Origin of the sequence: Ferruginibacter sp. HRS2-29 (assembly GCF_024343615.1) — a bacterium.
Taxonomy (GTDB): Bacteria; Bacteroidota; Bacteroidia; order Chitinophagales; family Chitinophagaceae; genus Ferruginibacter.
This window is the reverse complement of sequence record NZ_RJUB01000096.1, coordinates 1-1,249: the sequence shown is the minus strand read 5'-3', so window position 1 is coordinate 1,249 and position 1,249 is coordinate 1. Positions and strand designations below refer to the sequence as shown.

1 protein-coding gene is annotated in these 1,249 nt (G+C 57.2%); it reads right to left on the bottom strand.

The features are described from left to right. Positions 1 to 1,249: hypothetical protein (locus tag EGI32_RS11220; protein ID WP_255155452.1), on the bottom strand; the 1,249-nt coding region annotated here is incomplete at both ends.

Sequence of the window (1,249 nt, the reverse complement as noted above, 5' to 3'; positions counted from 1 at the left end):
GTTGGCACCCAGCGGCGATGAAACCGTGATGGTTCCACCGGTGGTACAGGTAGCCTGCACCGTAACCGAAGCTGCCGGCGGGGCCTGCGCAGCCGGAGGGGCCACTACCACTACGGTAGCCGCAGATGTACACCCGGTGGTAAGGTTTCGTACCGTAACATTATAAGAATTAGGGGTAAGGTTGGGAAATACCGGGCTGGCCTGGTAGTTTGTACCGTCGATGCTGTAGGTATAGTTGGCACCCAGCGGCGAAGACACCGTGATGGTTCCACCAGCAGCACAGGTAGCCTGTACCGTAACCGAAGCCGTTGGAGGGGCCTGCGCAGCCGGAGGGGCCACTACCACTACGGTAGCCGCAGATGTACACCCGGTGGTAAGGTTTCGTACCGTAACATTATAAGAATTAGGGGTAAGGTTGGGAAATACCGGGCTGGCCTGGTAGTTTGTACCGTCGATGCTGTAGGTATAGTTGGCACCCAGCGGCGAAGACACCGTGATGGTTCCACCAGCAGCACAGGTAGCCTGTACCGTAACCGAAGCCGTTGGAGGGGCCTGCGCAGCCGGAGGGGCCACTACCACTACGGTAGCCGCAGATGTACACCCGGTGGTAAGGTTTCGTACCGTAACATTATAAGAATTAGGGGTAAGGTTGGGAAATACCGGGCTGGCCTGGTAGTTTGTACCGTCGATGCTGTAGGTATAGTTGGCACCCAGCGGCGAAGACACCGTGATGGTTCCACCAGCAGCACAGGTAGCCTGTACCGTAACCGAAGCCGTTGGAGGGGCCTGCGCAGCCGGAGGGGCCACTACCACTACGGTAGCCGCAGATGTACACCCGGTGGTAAGGTTTCGTACCGTAACATTATAAGAATTAGGGGTAAGGTTGGGAAATACCGGGCTGGCCTGGTAGTTTGTACCGTCGATGCTGTAGGTATAGTTGGCACCCAGCGGCGAAGACACCGTGATGGTTCCACCAGCAGCACAGGTAGCCTGTACCGTAACCGAAGCCGTTGGAGGGGCCTGCGCAGCCGGAGGGGCCACTACCACTACGGTAGCCGCAGATGTACACCCGGTGGTAAGGTTTCGTACCGTAACATTATAAGAATTAGGGGTAAGGTTGGGAAATACCGGGCTGGCCTGGTAGTTTGTACCGTCGATGCTGTAGGTATAGTTGGCACCCAGCGGCGAAGACACCGTGATGGTTCCACCAGCAGCACAGGTAGCCTGTACCGTAACCGAAGCCGTTGGA